Raw genomic sequence first — 3463 nt, forward strand, 5'->3', positions numbered from 1 at the left:
AATCGCGATGGATGAAGGTCTTCGTTTTGCTATCCGTGAAGGTGGTCGTACTGTAGGTGCTGGTGTTGTAGCAACTATCGTAGCGTAATTATTAGCCTAGCTAATTGTTACCAAAAAGCCCGAGCTTAGTCTCGGGCTTTTTAATGTCTAGAATAAAGTGTCATATGAAGGTGGCGCTCTTACTTTAGGCGTAGGTGCGTTGTAGTAACGTTCAAAGCGTAATTATTAGCCTAGCTAATTGTTACCAAAAAGCCCGAGCTTAGCCTCGGGCTTTTTAATGACTAAAATAAAGAGTGATTTGAAGGTGAGAATCTCACATTAGACGAAGATGCTTGGTAACAACATTCAAAATATTATTGGTATTAATAAAAAACCCGAGCCTAGCCCGGGTTTTGATAAGTTATGAATATGCCATAATTGGCTGAAAACTATTCAATATTTTGGATCTGTTCTCTCATTTGTTCAATCAACACTTTTAACTCTACAGCGGCAGTAGTGATGTCACTATTGATAGACTTAGATGCTAGCGTGTTAGCTTCACGATTAAATTCTTGCATCATAAAATCTAGGCGGCGGCCACATGCGCCACCTTTTTTAAGGATTTTTTTAGTTTCTTTAACGTGAGACTTTAAACGATCTAATTCTTCAGCTACATCTTGTTTTTGAGCAAGATAAATAAGTTCTTGTTCAAGGCGTGACTCGTCAATGTTTGCTGTTAAGTCTTCTAGCTTTTGAGCCAGTTTTTCACGCTGCCACTTAGCAATCTCAGGCATATGCGTTTCTACAATTTCTACTTGCTCTAAAATCGCATCAAGGCGGATTGCTATCATTTCTTCAAGGTTTGCACCTTCATCGCCACGAGCTGATTTAAAATCTTCGATTACTTGATCAAGACCAGCAATTAGTGCTGTATTAACGCTATCCATATCAAGTTCTTCAGCTTCCATAACACCAGGCCAACGCAATATATCAACCGGATTAATGTCGCCATTACTTTGCTGTTGAACCCATTTAGCGCTATTTATAAGTTGCTCAGCAAGGGCTTGGTTAATTGATAGCTCACCAACATGGGCAGGATTTGCTACAAACTTTAAAAAAACCTCAACTTTACCGCGTTGTAAGTGTTTGCGTAAACGCTCACGAATAACTGGCTCCATGCCACGAAATTGCTCTGGTGCGCGAATAAATGTTTCAAGGTAACGCTGGTTCACTGAACGAACTTCCCAAGTGCCAGTTCCCCAATCGCCTTTTATTTCGCGACGCGCATAAGCTGTCATACTGTGGATCATGGATATTTTCCTAAATTTATAAATACAATATTACGATGATTATACCGTAACACCGCTTAAGCTCTAGGGAAAATTTAATACACTGAATATTTTGCATACAGCTATTTATTTAAATCAGCATGGTATCTATACCCACATACACTTATAATGTCGCAAATTCTGAATTAAGGGGATCGTCAATGCGTCCAAGCGAAAGAACACCTAACCAAATTAGACCTGTTACATTTACACGTAATTATACTTTGCATGCTGAAGGCTCAGTACTTGTTGAGTTTGGTAACACCAAAGTACTTTGTACAGCTACTGTCGAATCGGGCGTTCCTCGTTTCATGAAAGGTCAGGGTAAAGGTTGGATCAATGCTGAATACGGTATGTTACCGCGAGCAACGCATACGCGTAATGCTCGAGAAGCTGCACGTGGTAAGCAGGGCGGTCGTACTATGGAAATTCAACGTTTAATTGCACGTGCACTGCGTGCTGCTGTTGATTTAAAAGCACTTGGCGAAAACACAATCACTATTGACTGTGATGTAATCCAAGCAGATGGCGGTACACGTACTGCTTCTATAAGTGGTGCATGTGTTGCACTTGTTGATGCACTAACGCACATGCGTGCAAAGGGTATGATTAACTCAAACCCACTTAAGCATATGATTGCAGCTATTTCGGTAGGTATATATAAAGGCCAAGCAATTAGCGATTTAGAATATATTGAAGATTCAGCAGCAGAAACTGATATGAATGTAATTTTAACCGAAACAGGTAAAATTATAGAAATTCAAGGTACAGCCGAAGGCGAACCTTTCTCGTTTGATGAGCTAGATGAGTTACTTACTTTAGCTAAACATTCTATTCGTGAAATCATTGACGTACAAAAGCAAGCATTAGCATAAATAGGTAGGCCACTAGATATGAAAGATTATCAAAAAGAGTTTATAGAATTTGCTCTAGAGAAGCAGGTATTAAAATTTGGTGAGTTTACTTTGAAGTCAGGGCGCATAAGTCCTTACTTTTTTAATGCCGGTTTGTTTAATACAGGTCGTGACTTAGCACGCTTAGGTCGTTTTTATGCATCAGCATTAGAAGATTCAGCGATAGAGTACGATGTACTATTTGGTCCCGCGTATAAGGGTATCCCAATAGCAACAACGACGGCAGTTGCATTAGCAGATCACCATGATAAAGATGTACCGTACTGTTTTAACCGTAAAGAGAAAAAAGCACACGGTGAAGGTGGTACATTAGTAGGCTCAGAACTCAATGGCAAAATAATGCTAGTTGATGATGTAATTACCGCAGGTACCGCTATTCGTGAGTCCATGGAAATTATTGCACAAAATGGTGCAGACCTTAGTGGTGTTTTAATTGCATTAGATCGCCAAGAAAAAGGTAAAGCCGAGTTATCAGCTATTCAAGAAGTTGAACGCGACTTTAATACCAAAGTAATTTCTATTGTAAAATTAGCAGACCTTATTAGTTACCTTGAAAACCAAGGGACGATGGGCGAGCATTTAGCCTCAGTTAAAGCTTACCGTGATCAATACGGCGTAGCATAAATAAAAAGCCTCGCAGTGCGGGGCTTTATTTTGACCTTCATTCATAGAGTTTATTAATGAAAGATGTATTAAAACCAAATGGCTTAGGCCTCAAACGCGTTTTCAAAGCAACCTATTGCTCCTATCTTGGCTTTAAAGCAGCATTTAAAGAAGAAGCTGCATTTAGACAAGAGCTATTACTAAGCCTTATATTATTCCCCACTTCATTTTGGCTTGCTTCATCATTATTACACTGGGCAATACTAATTAGCTCACTGCTTATTATTCTAATAGTTGAATTGCTAAACTCTGCCATTGAAGCATTAACAGATCGAGTAAGTACAGAATTGCATGTATTGTCAGGTAGAGCCAAAGATATGGGATCTGCAGCCGTAACACTTTCATTAACGATCGTATTGATCATATGGGGTGTAAGTCTTTATATGAAGATCGTTTAAGCTCACTTTTAATATTAGTGAAGTTTAAACACCTTTAGTTGTTAATAATTTGCTAGTTATGTTGTGTTTTTAACGTGTTTAGCTCAAATACTCAGCGAACAGCACATTATTTCAAGTTTTCTTCAAAAAAGGGTTGATCTGTTTTCGGATCTCCCTATAATGCGACCCCACTGAGACGGGA

Annotated in this window: 4 protein-coding genes and 1 pseudogene; 4 read left to right on the forward strand and 1 reads right to left on the reverse strand. The window is 39.0% G+C overall.

Features of this window, described 5'->3' with window-relative positions:
* Window positions 1-88: pseudogene (locus tag GQR52_RS20180) on the forward strand (elongation factor Tu); the annotation flags it as partial.
* Between the two features lie 340 nt (window positions 89-428).
* Here GQR52_RS20180 and GQR52_RS20185 read toward each other — a convergent pair.
* Window positions 429-1289 (reverse strand): YicC/YloC family endoribonuclease, encoded by an 861-nt coding sequence (locus GQR52_RS20185; RefSeq protein ID WP_002958889.1) that lies wholly within the window; start codon window positions 1287-1289, stop codon window positions 429-431.
* 179 nt (window positions 1290-1468) lie between these two features.
* Here GQR52_RS20185 and rph point away from each other — a divergent pair, with 179 nt between their 5' ends.
* The 3 genes from rph to GQR52_RS20200 are packed head-to-tail and all read left to right on the forward strand — an operon-like array spanning window position 1469 to window position 3282.
* Window positions 1469-2182 (forward strand): ribonuclease PH, encoded by a 714-nt coding sequence (rph, locus tag GQR52_RS20190; protein WP_002958890.1) that lies wholly within the window; start codon window positions 1469-1471, stop codon window positions 2180-2182.
* An 18-nt stretch (window positions 2183-2200) separates the two neighbouring features.
* Window positions 2201-2845 carry an orotate phosphoribosyltransferase gene (gene pyrE / locus GQR52_RS20195; protein ID WP_007583381.1) on the forward strand — a complete coding sequence of 215 codons (645 nt, stop codon included), beginning with the start codon at window positions 2201-2203 and terminating at the stop codon, window positions 2843-2845.
* Window positions 2846-2901: 56 nt separating this feature from the next.
* Entirely contained in the window at window positions 2902-3282 is a 381-nt protein-coding gene (locus GQR52_RS20200) for a diacylglycerol kinase (protein WP_007583384.1), read from the forward strand.
* Window positions 3283-3463: the final 181 nt, after the last annotated feature.

Source organism: Pseudoalteromonas sp. 31A1 (genome assembly GCF_011378815.1).
Classification (GTDB): domain Bacteria; phylum Pseudomonadota; class Gammaproteobacteria; order Enterobacterales; family Alteromonadaceae; genus Pseudoalteromonas; species Pseudoalteromonas arctica.